General features: G+C 52.6%; 3 protein-coding genes. All 3 read right to left on the bottom strand.

Going from position 1 to position 4,899, the window contains the following annotated elements:
- Nucleotides 1–232 precede the first annotated feature (232 nt).
- The 3 genes from actP to acs all read right to left on the bottom strand — a co-directional run bounded on the left by actP (nt 233) and on the right by acs (nt 4,254).
- On the bottom strand, nt 233–1,885 hold the full coding sequence (actP, locus tag AC2AXP_RS22620) for a cation/acetate symporter ActP (RefSeq protein WP_484381990.1): 1,653 nt from the start codon (nt 1,883–1,885) through the stop codon (nt 233–235).
- A complete protein-coding gene (locus AC2AXP_RS22615; RefSeq protein ID WP_088499845.1) occupies nt 1,882–2,193 on the bottom strand; it encodes a DUF485 domain-containing protein in 312 nt (103 codons plus the stop codon). The genes actP and AC2AXP_RS22615 overlap by 4 nt, the downstream gene beginning before the upstream one ends.
- 102 nt (nt 2,194–2,295) lie before the next feature.
- Nucleotides 2,296–4,254 (bottom strand): acetate--CoA ligase, encoded by a 1,959-nt coding sequence (gene acs / locus AC2AXP_RS22610; RefSeq protein WP_198773948.1) that lies wholly within the window; start codon nt 4,252–4,254, stop codon nt 2,296–2,298.
- Nucleotides 4,255–4,899: the final 645 nt, after the last annotated feature.

The raw sequence follows: 4,899 nt of genomic DNA, 5'->3' as shown, positions 1-4,899 counted from the left end.
AGGAACGGATGTGAACCCCGCTGGCTGCGGCCGGTGGGGGTGAGCCTCGGGATAAGACGAATATTGCAGGACACGGTCAGGCATCAAATAAAACAACCAGCCCTACGCGCAAGCGTGGGGCTTTTTATTTGGCGGGTCTACGGACAATGACAGGAGCTTGCTAACGCTGTTCAGTCAATAAAAAAGGCCCCGCAGGGCCTTGGTTGGTGTTTCGACGGCACATGCAGCGGTATTAATGCGCGCTGCCTTGCGAAATTCCCAGACCGGTTTGCGAGCGAACGAACTGAGAGCGGAAACGCTCGCGTTCCTGCTGGCCTGCCAACGAACTGTCGGTGACCGAAAATAGCCAGGTACCGACGAATGCCACAATCATCGAGAACAACGCTGGGTATTCGTATGGATAGATCGCTTTCTCATGACCGAGTATTTGCACCCAAATCGTCGGGCCAAGGATCATCAGGATCACCGCGGTCAACAGACCAAGCCAGCCACCGATCATCGCACCACGAGTGGTCAGGCGTGACCAATACATCGAAAGGATGATGATAGGGAAATTACAGCTGGCGGCAATGGAGAACGCCAGACCGACCATAAAGGCAATGTTCTGCTTTTCAAACAGAATGCCTAATGCAATGGCAACGATCCCCAGCACGACGACGGTGATCTTGGACACGCGCAGTTCATCACGCTCGGTAGCCTTGCCGTTTTTGATAACGCTGGCGTACAGATCGTGGGAAACCGCCGACGCGCCCGCCAGCGTCAAGCCAGCGACTACGGCCAAAATTGTGGCGAAGGCTACGGCAGAAATAAAGCCAAGGAAGAAGTTGCCGCCGACGGCATTGGCCAGGTGTACCGCTGCCATATTCGTGCCGCCGAGCAGTGCGCCGGTCGCGTCTTTAAACGCCGGATTGCCGCTAACCAGCAGAATGGCGCCGAAACCGATGATAAAGGTCAGAATATAGAAGTAACCAATAAAACCGGTCGCATAGAAAACGCTTTTACGCGCTTCTTTTGCATCGTGCACCGTGAAGAAGCGCATCAGGATATGTGGCAAGCCTGCGGTACCGAACATCAATGCCAGCCCAAGCGAAAGCGCTGATATCGGATCGGAAACCAGCCCTCCTGGGCTCATGATGGCAATGCCCTTGGGATGCACTTTCACTGCTTCGGCGAACAGGGTATTGAAGTCAAAATTCACCGACTTCATCACCATCAGCGCCATAAAGCTGGCGCCGGACAGCAGCAGGACTGCCTTGATAATTTGTACCCAGGTGGTGGCCAACATGCCGCCAAACAAAACGTACAGTACCATTAAGATACCGACCAAAATGACCGCGATATGATAGTTGAGGCCGAATAACAGCTGAATGAGTTTACCTGCGCCAACCATCTGGGCGATCAGATACAGCGCAACCACCACCAGTGAGCCACAGGCAGACAGCGTGCGAATCGGTTTTTGTTTCAGGCGATAAGACGCAACGTCGGCGAAGGTGTAGCGGCCCAGATTACGCAGACGTTCGGCGATCAGGAACAAAATTATCGGCCAACCAATCAGGAAGCCAATGGAGTAGATCAGCCCATCGTAACCCGAGGTATACACCAGTGCAGAGATCCCAAGAAACGACGCGGCTGACATGAAGTCGCCGGCGATCGCCAAACCATTTTGCAAGCCGGTAATGCGCCCTCCGGCAGTGTAGTAGTCCTGACGGGAACGGGTGCGCTTGGAGGCCCAGTAGGTGATATACAGCGTAGCGCCAACGAACAGCAGGAACATCACGATGGCCTGAATATTCAACGGCTGACGCTGAACCGCGCCGCCGATGGCGTCCGCCTGGGCGAGGCCGGGTAATAACAGTAATGTTACCGTAATGAATAAACCCCTCATTGTTTCACCTCGCGCAGCACTTCCGCGGTGAGACGGTCAAATTCACCGTTGGCGCGGAAAACATAAATCCCGGTAAGGACGAACGAAATAACGATCAGCCCGACGCCGATTGGAATGCCGCGCGTGATGGTTGAGCCGGCAGCGATGGGGGTGCCTAGCCATTGTGGGTTAAAGGCAATTAAAAAAATAAAACCGACATATAACGCCAGCGTTATTAGCGACAGCAGCCAGGCAAAACGGCTGCGTTTGCGCACCAGCTCCTTGAAACGCGGGTTTTGCTCAATCCCTTGATAAATGGTGTCATTCATCAGAGTGTCTCCAGTAGGTATTGATAGCGAACGCCGCGCATACCCAAGGGTATCAAGCCGTGCATCCGACAACCGGCGATGAACGGCCCGAAGCGGCAGAAATTATGACGGCACTTTCATTGATTGTTTTTCTTCCAACAGCTTGTCGACTACGGCTGGATCCGCCAGCGTTGAGGTATCCCCCAGGTTGCTGGTATCGCCAGCGGCAATTTTGCGCAAAATGCGGCGCATGATTTTGCCCGAACGGGTTTTAGGCAGCGAGTCAGTCCAGTGCAGTACGTCGGGCGTGGCGATTGGCCCTATTTCTTTGCGTACCCAGTTACGCACCTCGGTATACAGCTCCGGCGTTGGCTCTTCCCCGTGGTTTAACGTGACATAGGCATAAATTGCCTGTCCTTTGATGTTGTGTGGTATGCCAACCACTGCCGCTTCAGCGATTTTTGGGTGGGCAACCAGCGCCGATTCGATTTCTGCGGTTCCCAGACGGTGGCCCGATACGTTCAGCACGTCGTCGACTCGGCCGGTGATCCAGTAGTAGCCGTCTTCATCACGGCGGGCACCGTCGCCGCTGAAGTACATGCCTTTGAAGGTAGAGAAATAGGTTTGTTCGAACCGCTCATGATCGCCGAACAGGGTACGCGCCTGGCCAGGCCAGGAGTCGGTGATCACCAGATTGCCTTCGGTTGCTCCCTGCAGCGGGGTTCCGCTGTTGTCAACCAGCGCCGGCTGTACGCCGAAGAACGGGCGCGTAGCGGAGCCGGCTTTGAGTTCGGTGGCGCCTGGCAACGGGGTGATCATAAAACCGCCGGTTTCGGTCTGCCACCAGGTATCCATAATCGGGCATTTCCCGTTACCGATTTTGTTGTAATACCATTCCCAGGCTTCGGGGTTAATCGGTTCGCCGACCGAGCCCATAATACGCAACGAATCGCGTTGGGTACCTTCGATGGCTTTGTCACCTTCGGCCATCAGCGCACGGATGGCGGTAGGGGCGGTATACAGAATATTGACCTGATGTTTATCCACCACCTGCGACAGGCGATTAACACCAGGGTAGTTAGGCACGCCTTCAAACATCAAGGTGATGGCACCGCAAGCCAGCGGGCCGTAAAGCAGATAGCTGTGGCCGGTAACCCAGCCAACGTCGGCGGTACACCAGTAAATATCACCGTCATGGTAATCGAAGACGTATTTAAACGTCATGGCGGCATACACCAGATAACCACCGGTGGTATGCAAAACGCCTTTAGGCTTGCCGGTAGAACCGGAGGTATAGAGAATGAACAGCGGATCTTCGGCGTTCATCTCTTCCGCGGGGCAATCGGCGGAGACGCCGTCGATCAGGTCATGCCACCATAAATCGCGCCCTTGTTGCCAGTAGCCCGGTTTTCCGGTGCGTTGGAACACCACCACATTATTGACGCTTTTTACCCCCGGATTTTTCAGCGCTTCATCGACGTTTTGCTTCAACGGTACCGAGCGGCCGGCACGCAGGCCTTCGTCGGCGGTAATCACCAGGCTGGAGTTGGAATCGATGATACGCCCGGCTACGGCTTCCGGTGAAAAGCCACCGAAGATAACCGAGTGCACGGCACCGATACGCGCGCAGGCCAGCATGGCCACGGCGGCTTCCGGCACCATTGGCATATAGATTGCCACCACGTCGCCTTTTTTAACCCCGAGGTTCTTCAACACATTGGCGAATTGACAGACATCGTGATGCAGCTGCTTATAGGTGACATGTTTGGATTGGCCGGGATCGTCACCTTCCCAGATAATGGCGGTCTGATCGCCGCGACTGGCCAGATGGCGGTCCAGGCAGTTGGCCGCCAGGTTCAGGGTCCCGTCCTCAAACCAGCGAATGCTGACGTGGCCAGGATCGAAAGAGGTATTTTTCACCTTGGTGTAGGGTTTGATCCAATCGACAATTTTGCCATGCTCACCCCAGAATGCATCTGGGTCTTGCACAGACTGTTGATAATATTGCTGATATTGTGCCGGATTGATCAGGGTGCGTTCCGCAATTGCGGCAGGAATAGCGTGTTTGTGCAGTTGGCTCATAGCTTTTCTCCTTGAAGTTGTTAATAGTATGTCAACTGAAGGTTAAGTATAGTTTGCTATGATTCTTTGTTTCTTTTTTGCGCGGCAGATCACGCAACGAAGATATTGATTTGTAATAGTTACTGGTGAAATTGATGACGATATCCACTGACTTGGCAGCAAAAAGTCCATGAATATGTCATTTTTAACTAAACTGCCATTATGAATAACCAAATGTTATATGGTTGGTGAATATATTGAATCAAGAGATGGCAACGATTCGGCTATTATTTTTCTGTGGTTCGAAGAGATAACAAATTATCTGAAAGCATGTGTTTTTCTATCGGGCGATCATGGAAACAATTGATTTATTAATTGTATTTAAAATAACTAATTGTTTTTATTTCTATTCTTGTTAACCTTGGCGGAAGGGGGAAGCGTAATGCTAATGTCGAACAGTCAAGTCATTCGTTAGAAAATACATATCCTCCGGTGATTTGAGATATTAGTCCTTTTCTTTATCCCGTATTCTTTTATGCTGGCCGAAATGGCCGAAATGGCCGAAATGGCCGAAATGGCCGAAATGGCCGAAATGGCCGAAATGGCCGAAATGGCCGAAATGGCCGAAATGGCCGAAATGGCCGAAATGGCCGAAATGGCCGAAAT

Source organism: Serratia sp. Sp408, assembly GCF_057180665.1.
This window is presented reverse-complemented; position numbering and strand designations above follow the sequence as displayed.